The 19,181-nt window shown below is 41.4% G+C and carries 14 protein-coding genes; 11 read left to right on the top strand and 3 right to left on the bottom strand.

The annotated features are described in order from the left end of the window. Nucleotides 1–26 precede the first annotated feature (26 nt). The 5 genes from Q0852_RS00705 to Q0852_RS00725 are packed head-to-tail and all read left to right on the top strand — an operon-like array spanning nt 27 to nt 10,270. A complete protein-coding gene (locus tag Q0852_RS00705; protein ID WP_299012965.1) occupies nt 27–839 on the top strand; it encodes a cellulose synthase operon protein YhjQ/BcsQ in 813 nt (270 codons plus the stop codon). Then, a complete protein-coding gene (gene bcsA, locus Q0852_RS00710; RefSeq protein ID WP_299012967.1) occupies nt 820–3,426 on the top strand; it encodes a UDP-forming cellulose synthase catalytic subunit in 2,607 nt (868 codons plus the stop codon). The genes Q0852_RS00705 and bcsA overlap by 20 nt, the downstream gene beginning before the upstream one ends. Then, nucleotides 3,427–5,667, top strand: a complete 2,241-nt coding sequence (bcsB, locus tag Q0852_RS00715; protein WP_299012968.1) for a cellulose biosynthesis cyclic di-GMP-binding regulatory protein BcsB — start codon at nt 3,427–3,429, stop codon at nt 5,665–5,667. Continuing rightward, a complete protein-coding gene (bcsZ, locus tag Q0852_RS00720; RefSeq protein ID WP_299012969.1) occupies nt 5,664–6,779 on the top strand; it encodes a cellulose synthase complex periplasmic endoglucanase BcsZ in 1,116 nt (371 codons plus the stop codon). Before bcsB ends, bcsZ begins: the two co-directional genes overlap by 4 nt. Beyond that, nucleotides 6,770–10,270 (top strand): cellulose synthase subunit BcsC-related outer membrane protein, encoded by a 3,501-nt coding sequence (locus Q0852_RS00725; protein ID WP_299012971.1) that lies wholly within the window; start codon nt 6,770–6,772, stop codon nt 10,268–10,270. Before bcsZ ends, Q0852_RS00725 begins: the two co-directional genes overlap by 10 nt. Before the next feature lie 48 nt (nt 10,271–10,318). On the opposite strand, the gene Q0852_RS00730 is transcribed toward Q0852_RS00725, so the two are convergent. From Q0852_RS00730 to Q0852_RS00740, 3 genes are all read right to left on the bottom strand, one after another. Beyond that, nucleotides 10,319–12,688 carry a fatty acid cis/trans isomerase gene (locus tag Q0852_RS00730; protein WP_299012972.1) on the bottom strand — a complete coding sequence of 790 codons (2,370 nt, stop codon included), beginning with the start codon at nt 12,686–12,688 and terminating at the stop codon, nt 10,319–10,321. A gap of 134 nt (nt 12,689–12,822) precedes the next feature. Beyond that, entirely contained in the window at nt 12,823–14,079 is a 1,257-nt protein-coding gene (locus Q0852_RS00735; RefSeq protein ID WP_299012973.1) for a winged helix-turn-helix domain-containing protein, read from the bottom strand. 304 nt (nt 14,080–14,383) lie between these two features. Beyond that, nucleotides 14,384–14,836 (bottom strand): DUF3069 domain-containing protein, encoded by a 453-nt coding sequence (locus Q0852_RS00740; RefSeq protein ID WP_299012974.1) that lies wholly within the window; start codon nt 14,834–14,836, stop codon nt 14,384–14,386. A gap of 275 nt (nt 14,837–15,111) precedes the next feature. On the opposite strand from Q0852_RS00740, the gene Q0852_RS00745 reads away from it, so the two are divergent. From Q0852_RS00745 to Q0852_RS00770, 6 genes are all read left to right on the top strand, one after another. Continuing rightward, nucleotides 15,112–16,050, top strand: coding sequence for a diguanylate cyclase (locus Q0852_RS00745; protein ID WP_299013431.1), 939 nt, complete (start codon nt 15,112–15,114; stop codon nt 16,048–16,050). Between the two features lie 282 nt (nt 16,051–16,332). Beyond that, complete coding sequence (locus Q0852_RS00750; protein WP_299012975.1) at nt 16,333–16,995, top strand: DUF480 domain-containing protein; 663 nt, start codon at nt 16,333–16,335, stop codon at nt 16,993–16,995. A gap of 87 nt (nt 16,996–17,082) precedes the next feature. After that, complete coding sequence (locus Q0852_RS00755) at nt 17,083–17,409, top strand: GIY-YIG nuclease family protein (protein ID WP_299013432.1); 327 nt, start codon at nt 17,083–17,085, stop codon at nt 17,407–17,409. 4 nt (nt 17,410–17,413) lie between these two features. Beyond that, complete coding sequence (locus Q0852_RS00760; RefSeq protein WP_299012976.1) at nt 17,414–17,773, top strand: hypothetical protein; 360 nt, start codon at nt 17,414–17,416, stop codon at nt 17,771–17,773. A gap of 61 nt (nt 17,774–17,834) precedes the next feature. Beyond that, nucleotides 17,835–18,374 carry a YaeQ family protein gene (locus Q0852_RS00765; protein WP_299012978.1) on the top strand — a complete coding sequence of 180 codons (540 nt, stop codon included), beginning with the start codon at nt 17,835–17,837 and terminating at the stop codon, nt 18,372–18,374. A 92-nt stretch (nt 18,375–18,466) separates the two neighbouring features. Then, nucleotides 18,467–19,114: a YdcF family protein gene (locus Q0852_RS00770; RefSeq protein ID WP_299012979.1), complete on the top strand. Its 648-nt coding sequence runs from the start codon at nt 18,467–18,469 to the stop codon at nt 19,112–19,114. The last annotated feature ends 67 nt before the right edge of the window (nt 19,115–19,181 follow it).

Genomic DNA, 19,181 nt, shown 5'->3' on the forward strand with positions numbered 1-19,181 from the left:
GTGTGTAGCAAAGGGAAGGTTAATATTTGATAAAATTAATAGCAGTTTCAGGTATAAAAGGAGGTGTGGGGGCTGCATCTGTAGCGGCTAATCTGACTTGTGCTTTCCATCAACTGGGTCAGAAGGTTGTTGTTGTTGATCTTGACTGCAGAAATTGTATTCGTACCTCTTTCTCAATGGCAATGTCAGATCAAGATGGTTGGGCTGTACGCCTACACCATCGGGAAGACTGGACGCTAGCATTTCATCAAAGTCCAGAAGGCATATTTTTTCTTCCTTTTGGTGATTTGTCAGAATCTACACTTCGATTGGAACCATGTGAAGGTACGGACACATTTTTTGATGCAGATATGGCCTATAATCTTATTGAAACTCAACCTTCGGAGATTATCGACACATTAGGTTGCCATTTCGATTTTATTATTCTTCACTTACCTACAATTACATTTCATCCTGATTTTAGTGATCTTTTGCGATCTCTGCACATTAGCATTGATTTGCACTTCATGGTGTTAAATCCTGATGTTGCATGCTATTCAATTTTAAATACGAAAGGAAAGTTGTTGCGATGCTTTCCAAATCTTAAGTTATTGTCCAATAGATGTTTTTTGAATAGTAAAGTCAGCGGGGACTTTATCTTTGAATTGCAACGGCATTGGGATGATTTCTTAGTGTCTGAGCATATACATTATGATGAATCATTATCTGAGGCTGCTGCAAATTTGCAAACAGTAGGGTGTTATTCGCCTGATAGTCAAGCGGCTATTGAATTTAAATCACTAGCCTTATGGAGCCTTTCATGTCTTAGCCGGGTTAATCATGTTCAAAAAATTGTATGAAATTAGTACAGGGTTGGTGTTCAAGCCTCTTGAAATAAGACGGCTTCGTAAAAGGTATGCTGTTTATGTGAATGCGGCAAATCCTAGTATTTTAGGTCGACTAACGTTGTGTTTTTGGTTTGTTATATGTTTGGTTTTTTTACAGCCTAGAGTAGGAACACAAAGAACATGGGCCTTACCGATTTATTATTTTCCGCATGTTCAGTTTAAAAAGCCTGGTTTAGTTGATTTATTTAGTTTTGTTTTTCAGTTGTTTTGGTTGTTCTTAGTAAAGCAAGATAGCAAATCAAATATTAACTTTTTGAGTTTTCATAAATATAATTTTTTATCTGGTTGTATTAGTAAGCTTGCAGCATTTATGATGCCAATGATTACATGGTTTATAAAATATTTTGAAAGAGAAAATGATAAAACGAATATAGAGAATAAAAACAAGAGTAAACTTTTTGAAGTGATAAGTTTGTTAGTATTGGCTTCTGTTATGTTGCTTTCTATTTTATTTCTCACTATTCCATTTAATTGGAAGTCTCAAGCTATTTTTGTGTTCCTTCTTTGGTTAGTGGCAATGCTGGTTAAAAATGTTTCTGGTAGACTTCCTGTTTTTCTTTTAATTATACTTTCATTAACAGCCTCATGTCGCTATATATGGTGGCGTTATACATCAACTCTAAATTGGGATGATTCGTTAGATTTGGTTATGGGGCTAATATTATTATTAGCAGAAACATATTCATGGCTGGTATTAGTGTTGGGGTATTTCCAAAATATTTGGCCATTGAAACGAAAGCCTGTTGTTTTACCAGAGGCTACCATAGCCTGGCCTACGATTGATTTAATGATCCCAACATACAATGAAGATCTTGATGTGGTAAAAACTACGGTTCTTTCTGCATTAGGTGCTGATTGGCCAAAAGACAAGCTCAATATTTACATTCTAGATGACGGGCATCGTGATGATTTTAGAATTTATGCTAAGCAGGTAGGAGTCAATTATTTATCCAGGCCGACAAATGAGTATGCAAAGGCGGGAAATCTGAACTATGCCCTAAAGCATTCGAGTGGGGAGTTTGTCGCTATATTTGATTGTGATCATGTACCAACTCGAGCATTTTTTCAGATGACGATGGGAGCCTTTCTTCATGATCAAAAGTTAGCCTTAGTTCAAACACCACACCATTTTTTTTCTCCAGATCCATTTGAACGGAATCTGGCTAATTTTAGAAAAGTTCCCAATGAAGGGCATCTTTTTTACGGTTTAGTTCAGGATGGAAATGACTTATGGGACGCAACTTTCTTTTGTGGTTCATGTGCCATATTACGCCGCTCAGCACTTGAAGAAGTTGGTGGAATTGCTGTTGAGACAGTGACAGAAGATGCACATACTTTTTTAAAGATACATCGTCGTGGCTATAAATCGGCCTACTTAAGAAGGCCGATCTCTGCTGGTTTAGCTACTGAAACATTATCGGCTCATATCGGACAGCGTATACGTTGGGCGAGAGGAATGGCGCAAATTTTCAGGATAGACAATCCGCTTACAGGTAAAGGATTAAAGTGGCATCAAAGGCTGTGTTACTTAAATGCGATGATGCACTTTCTTTCTGGGATCCCAAGATTGGTGTTTCTGGTTGCACCGCTAGCTTTTTTAATATTTCATGCGAATATCATCTATGCACCAGCTTTAGCGATTGTTTTGTATGTTATTCCTCATATGCTTCATGCCAATTTAGCGAATTCGAAAATTCAGGGACAATATCGTCACTCATTTTGGGGAGAGATTTATGAAACAGTTTTGGCTTGGTATATAGCTATTCCGACTACTGTTGCTTTGTGTGCCCCTAAGAAGGGTAAGTTTAATGTAACTGAGAAAGGTGGACTTATCGAACAGTCACATTTTGACTGGAATATATCTAAACCTTATTTATTATTAATATTGTTGAATGTTGCTGGTGTCTGTTTTGGTTTACATCGGATAGGGTGGGGGCCTGATGATGAAGTTGCTACAACCATTATTAATTTACTATGGACATTTTACAATTTGCTTCTTTTAGGTGGAGCAATAGCTGTTGCTGATGAGGTTAAACAAGTTAGAAAGCATCATCGTATTGATGTTGAAATGCCTGCGATTATTAAACTGGAAACAGGACATTTATATCCGGCTACTGTAAAGGATTATTCTTTGGGTGGTTTGCGAGTAAAAATGAAAGATAACCGTATTCTATCTGGCGTGGAAAAGATTGACATAGTATTGAAGCATTCTTCAGACGAGTTTGCATTTCAATGTCATGTTGTTCATTGTGCTAAATATGTCGGTCTGAAGCTTGATCTGCCAACAACACAACAGCAAATAGATTACGTTCAATGTACGTTCGCTAAGGCTGATAATTGGTATAGATGCCAGCAAAGGTATCAAACAGATAGGCCATTAGTTAGTCTTAAAAATGTCATTTTAGTAAGCTTTAATGGATATAAGACTTTGTTTAATAACTGTCCGAAAGTTATTAGGTTGCCATTTACATATGCTTTAGCTGCTTGGGATTTTATTTTATTAACTAGGCCTAAAGTTGTTATGTCTAGAGAGGTTTAAATGGATAGAATCTCTATAAAAATACTCATTCTATTTTTTAGCTTAGTACTTTCTTTGTTTGTAGAATGTAAAGAGAAGAATGATGTTCTTTCTTTTGTCGATAATAAGGAAATTACGTTTTCTCAACTCGGTATTAATCAGTCAATAACATTGGCAGGTAATGCGAGTACAGCATACTTAAGTTTTGGTTCTCGACTAGATGAGATTGTTTCTAAAGCTTCATTAGAATTTAGTTTTATGCCTTCCCCTTCATTAGTTGCTTCTGTTTCTCATATGAAAGTTTATTTGAATGATGAGCTTATGGGCGTGATTGTGATTTCTGATGATAAGTTGGGAGAAAAAGTAAATGCATCATTGCCATTGGATTCTAGGTTTATCAGTAATTTCAACCAGTTGAAATTTGAATTGATAGCCTCAAATAATAGTGTTAATCGACAACGTGATGATTCAAGTATCTGGGTTGATATAAGTAAGTCTGGTCGTGTCAGTCTGCAGGTGCAAAAATCGATTTTAGCTACAGATTTGTCTTTGTTTCCTGTCCCATTTTTTGATGAAAGGGATTTTTCTCATGTTTCCATTCCATTTGTTTTTCCAGTGGAACAAGATGTAGCAGAATTAACTGCAGCGGGAGTTATGGCGTCATATTTTGGCGCTATGGCAAATTGGAGAGGCGTCAGTTTCCCTGTTTATATTGATAAGCTACCTAATCAACATGCGATTGTTTTTGCAACGAATGAACATAAGCCTGCATTTATTCATGATTTGCCTAATGTCTCAGGGCCTATGCTCCAGTTAATCACTCATCCTACGAATGAGTATGCCAAGCTATTATTGGTATTAGGACGTGATGCAAGTGATTTAACGATGGCTGTACAAGGCCTGATTCTTGGGAAGAGTTTGCTAACTGGGCCAATAGCCAGAGTAAATAGTGTAACTGACTTAAAGCCAAGGAAGCCTTATGATGCGCCTAATTGGGTTAGTACCTCTCGCCCCGTGACTTTTGCGGAGTTAGTTGATGGACCTTACCAATTAGAAACTGAAGGGCGTACATCTTCACCGATTAGTGTTTCGTTTAATTTACCACCTGATTTATTTGCGTGGCAGTCACGTGGTATTCCTGTCAAATTAAGTTATCGATATTCACCTATGCATAACGAATCCGGGGCAAGGATGAGTTTTTTGGTTAATGGGCAATTTGTAGAAGCTTTTAATCTTTCAGAAAAGGGAAGAAGCACAGAAGATACAGGGATTCGAATCCCGTTAATGGACGATCTTAGCATTGATAATAACACCGTATCACATATTCCAGGATTTCGTATTGATAGTGAAAATACGATGAAATTTGAGTTCAGCTTTTCTTCTTCGATAAATGCTACTAATTATTCAGCTCGTCAAAGCCATCACTATGCAGTTATGGATGCAGATTCAACATTAGACTTTTCCGGTTTCTCTCATTATATAAAGATGCCTAATTTAAGAGCTTTTGCTAGTTCTGGTTATCCATTTTCACGAATGGCTGATTTATCTGAAACTGTGGTGGTAATGAATGATACCCCGTCGTTACCTGAGATTTCACTGATGTTAGATACATTGGGATTGATAGGCTCTAAAACTGGTTATCCTGCCTTTAAAGTGATGATGCTTAATAACTTGTTACCTGAGTCTTTAAATGACAAGGATATTTTAACTATAGGATCTTTATTGTCCTCGAACACGGATGTAAGTTTCCCTGATGGGGCAAAGTTAATTTTAAATGAAACATCTCGCCAGCTAGCGCTACCTGTTAATAATAATAAGTTAGGTTGGGCGACATGGTTTAAGTCTTTGGAGGAAGACTCTGATATAACTGGTGTTGTTGATGTGACGTCATCCGGGCCATTTGCAAGTATGGTTGCGATGGAATCGCCATATAGCTCTAACCGAAGCCTTATCTCGCTTGTTGCTTCGACAGAAAAAGATTTATCCCTGATTGCTGAGGCGCTGAATGACAGTGGAAAAGTAGCTCATATGTTTGGTTCTGTTGTGACCATTCAATCAGGACAGGTAGCTAGTTTTGATGTTGGAAATACTTTTTATGCCGGGCAGCTACCTGTTGTTGATTTAATCTTATTTCATTTTTCTTTTCATCCGGCTCTACTAGCCTTGTGTGTTCTTGTTATTGCATTTTTGTTGTCGGTAGTCTTGTTGCGTACATTGCGCCAAATTTCAGCACGAAGATTAGCCGCAGGAGGGGAGAAATGAAGCGGTTGACGATACTATTGTTTGGAGTGGTATTTAGTTCTCAGCTCTGGAGTCAGCAGTGTGATTGGCCCCTGTGGGATACATTTAAGACAACCTATATTCAGGATAGTGGCCGTGTTCTTGATGGGTCAGATAAGAGACAGATCACGACTTCTGAAGGTCAGTCATATGCCTTATTTTTTGCTTTAGTGGCAAATGACCCCGATACGTTTCAGCAATTATTTAATTGGACGCAAAAGCACTTAGCTAAAGGGGATTTAACTGCCCGCCTTCCGGCCTGGCTATGGGGGAAAGATAAGCAAGGACGTTACACTATTCTGGATGATAATTCTGCTTCTGATTCAGATCTTTGGATTGCCTATACTTTGTATGAAGCTGGCCGTCTTTGGAATAATGATTATTACCAGAATATGGGATATTTATTGGCAAGCCGGATCTTGAGAGAGGAAACGGTTAAATTAAGTACAGATGAACGCCAATTATTACCTGCACCTGAGGGATTTGTCTTAGGGAGTAATGTCTACCGTTTAAATCCTAGTTATGTTCCCATTCAACTAATTGAAAAGATGGCAACAGTTTTCACTCATCAAGACTGGAGTGCTTTAAGAAAAGGCAGTGAAAACCTTATTATCCAATCAATGCCAAAAGGTTTTAGTCCCGACTGGGTTGTGTATTCATCGAAAGGATATGCCAGCGATAAGAAAACAAAAGGTAAAGGGAGTTATAACGCCATTCGGACATACCTGTGGGCCGGAATGCTCGCTGATGATGATCCATTTAAGCCAAAAGTATTGAAAAAGATGCAACCAATGGTTGCTGCAAATATCCGACAAGGGAAACCACCTCAATTTGTTAATTCACGCAATGGAACTTATAAAGGTCAAGGCTCTCCTGGGTTTTCAGCTTCAATGTTGCCGCTATTAGTATCTTCAGGGAAGGAAGAATTGGCGAACAATCAGTATCAGCTTGTGGAAAAAACGCTTCGAAGTCTTCAGGATGATTATTATTACGATAATGTATTGGCCTTGTTTGGCCGTGGTTGGTATGAAAACCGCTATCGATTTACAAGTGATGGTAGCTTACAAACATATTGGGAGACACAATGCTTGTAAAATATGTACTACGGACGGTTATTGTATCCATCATATTATCTTGTTTTATCTATAGCGGGACGGTTTGGTCATTGTCGGCGAAACAGCGTGCACAAATTTACGCAGACTCATCTGAATCAACACATCCTCCTAGAAATATCGGAACAGTTAAGTCTACTGAATGGTTACATAGTCAGATTTATATTGCCGAGTTAATGTACCGGGATGACATAGTTGAAGCTGCGCTAGACCGCTTATTAGCCATTGATTCGAAGGATGTGATTGGATTAGCTGCTCAAGCTAGGCTGGATGTTCAAAGAAATAACATTACTAATGGGAAACAAGTTTTAATTGATTTATTGAAATTATATCCTAAAAAACGTTCAGTATTGTTATTACAGACATATTTGTCTGCTCATACGGATAATAGTGCTGAATACAGGCAAATAAAATTACTCACTAAGCTTGGGCGCACCCAAGATGCTATAGAAAAGTATGAGGCGATTTTCCCATATGGAATGCCAACAAACCTGATTAAGTTAGATTATCTTTCTTTGCTTGGTGAAAAAGATGCTAACTGGACTCGGGTAAAAAATGAATTGGAACAAATGAACTATCAATTTCCAGGTGTTCCCATTCTGCAGCTACATTTGGCCACTCATTTGAGAAAGCGTGAGCCCGCCAATACTTGGGTATTATCTACATTACAGAGGTTGTCAGTTGATCCGAAATTAGGAAGGCAAGCCGCAGATGCTTGGTTGAGGTCATTGTCTGATATGCCTGTAACGGCCTCATGGGCGAAGTATCATGCTTTGCTAGCAAGTTATTTTCCTGATGATTTAGAAATTCAGCAAGCTAATATTTCAGCACAATCACGTTGGCGTCAAGAGCAGGAATGGTTAAAAGATCCGACGTATATAGCTAAACTACGTGGGATTGCCTTAATGAAGTCTGATGATCCCAAGAAGTTACCTTCTGCTTATAAGCAACTTAGTTATGCTCTGACTACCCGTCCCAAAGATTCTGAATTATTAGAAGCTATGGGGAAATATTATTTACGTAAGGGGAAATCAGAAAAAGCACTTTCTTATTTTAAACGAGCAAAACGTTATGATGACGATCCGGATAATTTAAGCAAATATAATTCACTGATTCATACTTCTCAATATTGGACCTACTTGGAACGCGGTGATTTACAAGTCGAAAAAGGTAACTTTACTGAAGCGAAAAAAAACTATCTAAAGGCTCTGGGCTTATCGCCTAATATTGTCTATGGATATAATCGCCTGGCAAGCCTGGCTCTTTTGGGGTTGAATTACACATCAGCCGTTTCACGTTATAAACAAGCTATAAAAAAGGTACCGCTAAATAAAACCGCGCTACGAGGGATATTAAGAACCTATAGCAAACAGGGGCAGTATAAAACAGCCTTGCAACAGGCTGAAGCCTTCTCAATTGCTCAGAGAAAGGTTGTTCGTGATGATATAAGTGCGCTGAGAGTAAAAATATTAGCTCAGAAATTGCAGGGATACTCAGTTGACGATGACAAGCTGAAAATTGCGAAGGTCATTGATGAGTTAATTAAAGTGAGCCCGAAAGACCCATGGATCAGAGCTGATATTGCAGATTATTTATTCGATAATGGTCTGATAACACTGGCTAATAACTTGATGGAGGATTGGTCGAAATCGAGTCGGGATCCTGAAATGGCTTTTGCTTATGGAGAGTTCTTATCTAAACAGGCACGTTTGGAAGAAGCTATTGTAGTAATGGACGCTGTTCCGAAAGCTCAACGTTCTGTTGAAATGGACGAAACGCTCAAACGCTTTACATTTCAGTTCAAAGTAAATAGTGCAGTTGCCTTATATGAGCAGGAACCCGATAAAGCGGTTGAGCTTTTGCAAAGTTATACACGGCCTGATGAAATAGAAGGCCAATTAGAGTTGGCCTCTGCTTGGATATTTTTTGGCGATCAAGAAAAGGCTAGAGCTGTTATTGGTTCTCCGGACCTTTCTGAAATGAGTACTGAGTTATTATTACGCTACGGCAAAATATTGGTTGATATTGAGGATGAGGAATCTTTTCAACAGTGGCGTCTTGTAGTGAGGGAGCAGCACCCTCTTTTTACTTATGCACATCAGGTGAAATGGGCGACAGTGCTTTACGATGCTAATGAAGGGCAAGAGGCAACACAGTTGTTAGCTCAATTGACAGATCGGAAAGATGGTAGCGTGGTTGATAAATGGAAATCGCTAACTGTCGCTATGGAAAATCAGCAATGGGAAACGGCAGAGACGTTAGCTTATCAAACACTGCTAGCCGACAGGCAGGAAAAGCAACCATTGCCTGAAGGTGAAGGTGAAGGTGAAGGTGAAGGTGAAGGTGAAAAGACATTGTCGCTAGAGACAATGTATATTGAAGCTGATGATTATTGGTTAACTCGAAACGTAAAATCCGATATTGATACATTACGCGCACGGGAAGATGGCCATATAAAAATGGGTTTCGATTTCGGCTTTCAAGATGGCGAAAACCAAGAGCTACAAGTACCGTTTGAGGCAAGAGTTCCATTTTCTGAGTATGACGGACATCTGGTTGTCAAGGTTGATTATGTTCAATTAAGTTCTGGAAAACAGACATTTTACGATAGTGATGTCAGCTTTGATCATGATGATAGCGGGACGGCGGTGGGACTTGGTTGGGAAGCAAACGACTGGCGCGCAGATATAGGAACAACGCCAATGGGTTTTCTAAATACAGAACTAGTTGGCGGTATAGAAAAAAATTATGACCTTGATAGCTACTCTCTTCGTGCTGTCTTGTCCCGTCGCCCTGAAACAAGTACCACGGTGTCATATGCCGGCATGGTTGTAGAGGATTTACAAAGTAGTCAGGAATGGGGAGGTGTATTAAGCACCGGTGTAAATATAGGAGTGTCATGGGATGAAGGAGGGCCTTATGGTGGATGGTCCAGTATTCAATATCATTCTTTATCCGGTGAAAATGTGGCAGATAACACTCGTTTTGCTTTGCTGGGCGGCGGGTATTGGAAGCTAATTAATGATGATGACGAGCGCTTGAGTATTGGAGCCAGTGCGTTTTATATGAGTTACGACAAGAACCTGGGGGAATATGCGCTAGGGCATGGTCCATATTATAGCCCGCAGTCGTACTTTTCCCTTTCTCTACCGATCAGTTATTACGGTCGATATCAGAATATTTGGGCGTATTCTGCTTATGCCTCTGTGTCAAATTCATGGAGTGAATTAGATGCACCATATAAGCTAAATGGCAGTAAAGATACAGGAGGTGGCTTTGGCTATACATTGCGCCTTGCCGTAGAAAAGCGAATTGCCCCGAAGTGGTATTTAGGTGCCATGTTGGATGCTGAGCGTTCTGACTCCTATGATCCAAACCATTTTCAGTTGTATGCCAAGTATACGTTTAGTAATCGCTGGCAGCCTATTCAGAGTCCGCCTGAACCAATTACTTTATATGCGGGCTACTATTGAAAAATAAAAGCCTGTAAATTGCAGGCTTTTATTCGTCAGGCTAAATTTTTAACGGTTTTCGATTCGGTTGTAATCGAGCAAGCCAGATTCAATCGGATAATTAGAGCGGTATAGCTGGTTCAGTTTGTCACTGAACGACCAGAAATCCGAACTGGTTCTGCGTACACCGAACTTATCGAGCAATTCTCGGTAATCATCTTCAGACTGGATCGCTTGAACCTGAGATGCCAACTGAGGCAGTTGTGCTTCAGGGATATGCCAGAACGCCCCCGGATAACTGCCGAGAAGTCCTTTCACTAATGAAACGTTATCATTTTCCGGTAATCGATTTGATTCTTCGTCAAACAGGCTTGAGATGTTCTTGTGGGCACTATTTCGAACCAAAGTGAACAGCTGTGCTTTGACATTGCGGTTGCTTGGTTCAACCATAATGAATGTCAATTCAGGGAATAATGTTGCCTGTTTACCCTGAAGCTTACCGATAGTTTCAAGTGCAGCGATACTGTCCGGTGCTAATTGAGTATTAGTCAGTTCATACCTTTCAGAACTGACGCCATCCAATCGCGCTTGTAGCATACCCAGCAATTCTTTTTTCGGATTGTCAGTTGAGTATTTAACCCCGGTTGGCTGGTTAAATTCGTTGATATCTCCCTGAATAAAATTGCTCAGGTGCTGGTTTGAATCCTGATACCAATCAGCAAGTTCTTCGCGTCTCGTTTCTACCGGTAGTAGTGACAGAAAGTTGGATTCGCCTTCCATTCGAAGGAAGTCCATGTACATCCGGGTTACTAATTGATGGCCGAAGTTACCATAGACATCAAAGCCGGCAACCAGTAGGTAATGGATGCGCTCAAGCAGTGAATAGTCGAGAACCCAAGCTGTTTTGGGTGGCTCACCAACCAAGCCTTTGGCAACAGTGGCGCTGTCAAAGTGGCGTAACACGGTTAGTGTGGCGTTATCGTTGTGGTTATCGCCATCCCAAATTAGTTCGGTTGTCAGGTGCTCACCGTTTTCAAATGCCTGGTTAAGGAGGTTATTTTTGGCTCGCAGGAAACGACCTTGTTGTTTGGCATAGGAAACCCAATTGGTAATCGGTAGGGTTGTACTGTCTTTTTCCGCCGGTAGGCGCAGGTTCTCTGCTTGAGCCTGGTAGAAGCTGTTGACACTAGGAATATCTGCCATATCTGGATCAACGAAGAACACCCAGAAGCGGTCATTAATTACGTTTAATGCCAACTGTCCGCGGCAAACCGGTCCTTTAATGAAGCCCATAATGGTATTTTGCGAATTATCGATCATAAAGCGATAGCGGGCATTTACCGGTAGTTGCTGAAATGACATCAGCGGGTTTGCTGCTAGTTCTGGTGCATAGCCTGGTAGCGCGTGAACAGTATACTCCGGTTCGAAGAACAGTGATTTAAAGCGCATCATTTTTTCTGCACTTAATGCATATGGCATATGGGTTTTGTCGACGATAGTTTCGCGAACTTGTACCAAGCGGTAGTACACTCTGTCAATGCCAGGATCATCAAATGGTCGGCGTGTGGCGATGACATCAACAGGTTTTCCCGGTGCAGTTCGTGAGCGAACGATGTTAAAGAAAACAGGCTCTTTTTCATCAGAAAAATACAGATGCGAGACAAACAAATGCTCGAAGATATAGCGGCTGACGAGTTGCTCTTTCAATGAATCACCGTTGAGGAAGCTTTCCCATTTCTTAACTTTTTCCAGAGTGGCTGTTGAAGGAGGCGCAACACCTGTCATTGGTGATCCGGCAGCCAGCCATTCCATCAGTGTATCGTTTTCACTTTGGCTGATTTGCGGAAGGCCATAAGGCATTCCCCATTCCGGGTAGTCATGCTCATATTGACTCATTTCCTCGATCGTCGGACATTGCTGATCCCTATCCAGCGAGAAGTCCCAGCTATCATGGTCGAGAATTTTTTGATCGGGTAGTGGATGCGCTTGTTTGAGTTGAAGCATTCTGGCCATAACGCCGGCTTGAGTATTGGCTTCGGGCGATTGTTCGCGCTCGTTGAGAATCGGTGTAAATCCTTTCTCACGCCATTCAGCCGTTGACTGAGCATCAATGAACATACGCGTAGTCTTTGCCGCCAGAAGTCGTGTGCCTTCATAGACTTTTTCTTTGTTGGCACCGCGATCGATACCTTCTGCTGATGATAGTTTCAGCTGGCAAGGGGCATCGTAACAGGCATGGCAAACCACGCAGCGGTTTTCAATGATCGGCTTAACATCTCTCAGGTAGCGCTGGGCGACAGGTGTTGATGTCGGGAACATGCGTTCCTGAGGTTCAGGCGTTCCATAGAGCTGGTCATAATTAAAGCCAGCGTAGACGGCACACCCGGAGAAGACAAGTGTAGTTAATATTGCTACGGCACGTTTGGTATGCTTCAACAAGGGTAAACTCATGAAATTATTATGGTTAGCAAAACGGTATAGCTACATTTTATAGGCTGGCTATCAATGATAACAAGTTATTATTGATACGATGTTCAATTAACCGGTTACTGTTCAGGTTTTGATTGCAAACTTTAACCGTTAAACAACTTGTTGTAGCTGGTACTGTTATTAACCCAGTAAATGCCGGTGTCAGCGTAGAAAACCAGATTAAGAAATGGTTGTTGGTACAGTAAGTAGCTGTAGACGATACGCTTTTTTTTGAAATCTTCACGCATTCGGGATTCTGTCATCAGCGCGGTTGATTTGTCCTCGATAATAATATCGTTGGGCTGGTATGCCCAATGGAACATATCAGGCTTCAGTTCGGCGGTAGCCAGAAAAGGAGAGTGGTTTTCAACAACGGAAATTGTTGCAGCCCTTACAGATAAAGCATGGTGAAAATCAGTTTCTTTTTCAGTAATAAAAGACATATAAGAGTAGCTGAAATTACCCGGTGAATTGTTCGATATATAGTAGTGAACAATCTTAGATTGGATACCTGAATCATCCATGTAGTTCATATATACTTGCGACGTTGGTTCCCGCGCCATGTCTGTCTGGATGATAGGCGATTCACGAAAGGTCTGTGTACTGGTGACTAAAAATTGTGAGAATTTTTCCCAGTCGTTCTCTTCTATTGTATATGCGAAATCGGTGTTCGGCAGGCACGCTTTCTCTTTATCTACCTGGCACCATGCAACAGAGTAGATATCATGCCCTTTATAGGCATAGGCTTTAATATTTTGGATTGTAGGCTGCTTGAAACGTGCAGTATGCTCACGATAGATATCGCTAAGCTTTTGTTTTATATCGTTTAGGTCTGTTTGATTGCTGGCAATAAACATCAGTTTGTTATTATCCCAAGCTTCTGTCTCTGTTAGGAAGTTAATTTGTGCGGGTGTTTGGAAATGATTGCCTTTCCAATAAATAGAGGCGCTGGTAACAAGAACTGATGCAGCAAGTAGAGAGTAAGTAACTACCTGTTTTCTTATACGCTTCTGTCGGTCAGTAGCGATTTTTTTCATTGGGTATAGCAGGCGTTCAAATTGGGTGATTTGATAGCCGACACGAGGCAATGTCTCAATTACATCGCCTTTTCGTCTTTCCTGTAGTTTAACCCTTAGTGCACGGATTACCTGAAACAATGAAGCTTCTGAGACAATCCGATCAGGCCATCCGGCCTTTAACAGTTCACCTTTGGTGACTGGCCGATGATTGTTAATCAGAAAAGTGAGGATGTTCTGTTCAGAAAGGTTAAGCTTTTGTGTTGAATCAGCAGATTGGATTATGCCCAGGCTCGGAATGAAGTAAACTTCAGTTCGAAATTTAATCTGTTCGTTGCTTGACATTTATACCTCTGCTTTTCGGAGAAAAAGCGTAACTTTAAATATAAAAGTAGCCCCAATCACTTTAGTGAGGGCGTACTTGAAATTGCCCTTTAACACTAGCGGTTTCAAGAGTGTTAAGTGCGGGGGCATTTAACAAAATATGGGCAATGTTCATTAATGTTTTACGTCGAAAAACAAGTTTACCATGAAAAATTGTGATTGGTATAAGTAGTTTGATTCGTAGGTTTTATTCTAATGAGTCAGTTCGGGATGTTTGTACGGAAAGAGAAGGGAGGTATGTTCCTCCCTTGGGTAAACAACAAGATTATTTCTTGAAGATTTCTTGGAACTCGCGTTTCATTGGCGGGTTGCGACGAGCTTTTTTAAGCTGTTTGCACATGTCTTTAACGCAGTTGAAAAGTACTTTATCCAGCATTACAGCTTTGTACTCTGCGAATTCGTCATCAGACATATCTGCAGGTTTTTCTGATTCCTGCATTTCGCCCAGGAAGTCAACGCCTGAGTAGCTTTGGCTTAGAGCGATTAGAGAGTGAAACTGCTCGAAGTTATCAAGTACGTTTTGCGCACTTGCTGGCAGTTGGTCCCATGCCTGACGAGAAGTGTCTTCTGATGCTTTGTATACGTTTACCAGCATATCCAGAAGCTCTTCTGGCACTTCTTCAAATTCAACAACTTGGCGTAGTTCAGGAGAACAGTCGTCAAGAGTGATTTTCACTTCTTCTACTGTTTGCTCTTCTTTTTTTTCGATTTCAGACATCGCTATTTCCTACAGCATGAATAGTTAAGGAGGGGAATCCTATAGTCCTGTCAATAAAAGTCAACATAGTAATGATAGCGGAGCTTTCATCAGGATAATTTATCCGATGATTTGAATGAAAATACCAACATTGTTTAGAAACTTGTTAACATAGTCACGTTAGTGCAGATGTGGTGAAGTTAAGCTCATATAAACTTTGGTGTTTATATGTCTGTGCTATAAATTAAAGACAGGACAATTGATTCTAGAACAACGGGATGCTTTACATGGAAGCAATGCGGATCTTATTAGTCGATGATGTTCATTTGGAACGTATGCAGCTTGCAATGCGGTTACAGCGTTTGGGGCATGTTGTCGAGGCGGTTGCCTCCGGCCATGAAGCGATAGATAAATATCCGTTATTTGATCCGGATCTGATATTGCTCGATGTCAGTATGCCGGATATGAGTGGAACTGAAGTTGCCGAGCAAATCCGTTTGAATCACCATGACTGGGTGCCGATTATTTTCTTGAGTGGCCATGATGAGCCTGAAATGATTGCCAAAGCGATCGATATGGGCGGGGATGACTACCTGGTTAAACCTGTAAATAAGATTGTACTGGCATCTAAGCTAAAAGCGATGCAAAGAATTGCGCATATGCGTCACCAGCTCAAGGAGACAACGGTACAACTAGAGCAGGCGAATGAGCTGCTATCGCAGCAAGTTAATGAAGATGGCCTGACAAAGCTTGCTAACCGACGTTATCTTGATCAGAAGCTCGTTGAATTTATTGCCTGGCACGGACGTCATAACCTTTCTCTGACAGTGATTATGATCGACGTTGACCACTTTAAATTCTATAACGATTACTATGGTCACCTCGAGGGGGATCGCTGTTTACAAGCCGTTGCCCGAGAGCTGAAAGGGACTTTCAGCAGAGCTGGAGAATTAGCTGCCCGTTATGGCGGTGAAGAGTTTGTCGTACTGATTAGCAATTGTGATAAAACCCGAGCAGTGCGTGAGTGCAGTAGATTAAAGGATTGTATTCAGCAACTTGCTATTCCACATGCCAGATCAACGACGTCCGATGTTCTGACGATTAGTCAGGGGATGGTTTCATGGGTGCCGACAGGTTTGGAGACGATAGAGAATATGTACCAAATCGTTGATAAGGTTTTATATAAAGCGAAAGAGCAGGGACGTAATCGTTTCGTTGCTGCTGAATTCACCTAACCCTTTAACTATCATGTCTTTAATCTCGCCAGTTTCACGAAGTCGTTTTATTTCAATCAGCTGGCGTAATCTCTCAAGAATAATTACCAGTTGATTGATTTTTAGGCGAACAGAGACTGTGGCGCTTGTCGTTCAGGCAAGTCATGCTAATCTCCCTACAGGTCAGTGCTGATCCCATTGTTTTGCATACAGGGCTATAGGTAATACCAAACGGAATAATAACCTGCTGCATAATAATGGAATCAGTATTGGTAAGAAAAATAAGAAGGGTGAGGGAAGATCATGGAAATTTGCTTTTCACAAAATGAAGCGCGTGTGGTTGGCTGCTTGTTAGAAAAAGAGGTCACTACTCCGGATCAATACCCATTGACATTAAATGCATTAACAACGGCCTGTAATCAGAAAAGTAACCGGGATCCGGTAATGTCGCTGGATGAAGCGACGGTACTCGATACGATCGAAGCTTTGAAGGCTAAGCGGATTGTTCAGGAAGTGACGGGGTTTGGTAGCCGTGTTGCGAAGTTCCAGCATCGGTTTTGTAATACCGAGTTCAGTACATTGCAGTTTACCCAGCAAGAAAAGGCAATTCTTTGTGTAATGTTATTGCGCGGGGCTCAAACGCCCGGTGAAATCCGTACTCGAACAAATCGTCTTTGTGATTTCACCGATGTGAAAGAAGTAGAAACAGTGTTGTCTGAGATGGCGGAAAGTGAAAAAGGCCCGTATATCGTCAAACTGCCTCGTGAGGCAGGAAAACGGGATTCGCGATACATGCATCTGTTCTGCGGTGAGGTTGATATAGAAACTTTGGCCACCCAAGCTGCTCCTGAGGCTGTGGGAGTGTCACCGACGATAGAGCGAGTGGCGCAGCTTGAAGCTGAGGTTGCAGAGATGAAGCAGGAAATAGCAGAACTAAAAGAGTTAATTGAATCTCTGACCTCCTAATTAGAAAAAAGAGTATAAAGGGCTTAGTGGCTGCTGAGCTCTTTCTTTATCATGAAAAACATAGCAATGATAAGCGATATTACCGAGATGCCCGCGCTTTTTGAGGTTGTGGAGAAAAAGGATAAAGCCCAACTCAAAGCTGCAGAGTGGTGGGTTTACTTGATTAGAACAGCTTCTGATCACCTCTATTGTGGTGTGACAACGGATGTTGAACGTAGGTTCAGAGAACATCAAAATAGTAAGAAAGGAGCCAAGTTTCTGAAAGGTAAAGGACCTTTGGTGCTGGCCTGGTCGGAGCTGGTGGGCGATAAGAAAAAAGCCATGCAGTTGGAATATCGAATAAAGCGTTTATCCAAAGCTAAAAAAGAGTCGATTGTTGATAAAAACCTGCAAGTAAATGCCCTGATGGAATAAAACGTTGTTTTTAAGCTATGTGCTTGATCACATAAATCGGCAGGTATTAGATAACGGATCACGTATTATTCAGTTATCTATATGTCTGAGGTTTTGGCTGTGTTGGGTAGAGTGTGGTGTTTGTGCTTTCGAGAATTATGGCAAACTTGCCCATGATTACATTCAGGAAGGAAAGCGTCTGCTTAATGAAGAGCTATCCGCTGTTGAAATGATTGGGTGGAAGACCTCACTGGCCAATGCCAGGCAACATTATCAAAAGAAGTTCAGCCAACTGCCGATGCCTGAACTCAAGATGGAATGTCAGCAGCTGGCAAGAGATATGGCCACTATTAATAAGCAGGTTATTGCCTTGAAAAGCCAATAGAAATTGAACTCTGGTCTTATTCTTACTACACTTCAGGCATTTTCAACCTAGGTAATTTGTTATGGCACAGAAAGCCACCATTTATAAGGCCCAGTTCAACGTCGCTGATCTGGACCGACACGTCTATCTTGATAAAACTCACACTTTAGCCTGTCATCCATCGGAGACGATTCAGCGGCTTATGCTCCGCCTTGTTGCCTGGGGTTTAAATGCGGATGAAGAGTTGCTTTTTACTAAGGGACTTTGTGATACCGACGAGCCGGATCTTTGGACTAAAAACCTGAATGATGAAATCGAGTTGTGGATTGAACTTGGTTTGCCGGAAGAAAAGCGTATCCGAAAAGCTTCCCACCGCTCAAAGAAAGTTGTTATTTTTGCTTATGGGGATAATGCTGCGCCAGTTTGGTGGCAACAGAACAAAGGCAAAGTTATGCAATATGACAATGTTTCTGTAGTGTATATTAACGATGCGACTTTGGCTGAGCTTGAAGCGATGGTTGAACGTACTATGCAGCTTCAGTTAACTATCGAAGGTGAGCAGGGCTGGTTAAGTGCTGGTGATGCTAGCTGTAATATTGCCCCTGAATGGTGGCAGCGCTAGCGTTAGACAGCATAGAACAATTCTTTGTAAGGCTCCGTTTTTCGATTGTTAGCATTTACTGATTCGGGATAGGTAAGAGAAGGGATATTTATATGGTTTCAAAGATACACCTACAAGCAAAACGTATCTGGGACTACCATTTGCTCAGTGATTCGCTGGAGAAGAGCGATTGTATTTTTGTGCTGTGTAGTAATGATGTCCGTGTTGCTGAGCACGCTGCTCGTTTGTATCTTGAAGGCTATGCGCCGTATATTGTTTTCTCCGGCGGAGTCGGTGAGTTAACGAAGGGGCTTTATCCCGGCTCAGAAGCAGAATGGTTTGCCAGTATTGCTGCCGATATGGGGGTTCCCCAAGAGCGAATCTTTGTTGAAACGCAATCGGGCAATACCGGCGAGAATGTACAGTTTACCCGGAGCTTGCTGGAAGCCAAAGGGTTGGAGCCGGAGCGTCTGATTCTGGTTCAAAAGCCTTTTATGGAAAGAAGGGCGTATGCCACTTTTATGAAGCAGTGGCCTGGTAAACAAGTGCTTGTCGCATCACCTCCGTTGAGTTTTGATGAATATCCGAATGAGCAATTGACTTACAGTGATGTTATTAATGTGATGCTGGGTGATCTTCAGCGCATCAAATATTACCCTGAGCAAGGCTTTGCGATTGCGCAAGAGATCCCTGATGATGTCTGGACGGCGTTTGAATCGCTGGTCAAGCTGGGTTTTGATGAGCATTTGATAACGGTTTAGCCTTTAGTCGATAAGAATATGAAAAGCCTCGGGCAGATGATGTCCGGGGCTTTTTCTTAAGTGACAT

This window comes from uncultured Photobacterium sp. (assembly GCF_947502415.1).
Classification (GTDB): Bacteria; Pseudomonadota; Gammaproteobacteria; order Enterobacterales; family Vibrionaceae; genus Photobacterium.